Below are 258 nucleotides of genomic sequence, written 5' to 3' on the forward strand. Positions count from 1 at the left end.
TGGTCGGGGTAAGGGGATTCGAACTCCTGACATCCTGCTCCCAAAGCAGGCGCGCTACCGGACTGCGCTATACCCCGGTTGAAACTTTACAAGGCAGCTCCGAGACAAGCTCTCTGCCTGCGATCTGGCGCACAAGGCATCAGATCTATAAGATTCGGCCCCAACATTAATGTTGAGGCCAAAAATGGTGGGTCGTGTGGGATTCGAACCTACGACCAATTGGTTAAAAGCCAACTGCTCTACCAACTGAGCTAACGA

1 tRNA gene is annotated in these 258 nt (G+C 52.7%); it reads right to left on the bottom strand.

From position 1 onward, the window contains the following. Positions 1 to 77, bottom strand: a tRNA-Pro gene (locus tag ACCD02_RS32760). Positions 78 to 258: the final 181 nt, after the last annotated feature.

The organism is Pseudomonas sp. Pseusp88 (genome assembly GCF_047303955.1).
GTDB lineage: Bacteria > Pseudomonadota > Gammaproteobacteria > Pseudomonadales > Pseudomonadaceae > Aquipseudomonas.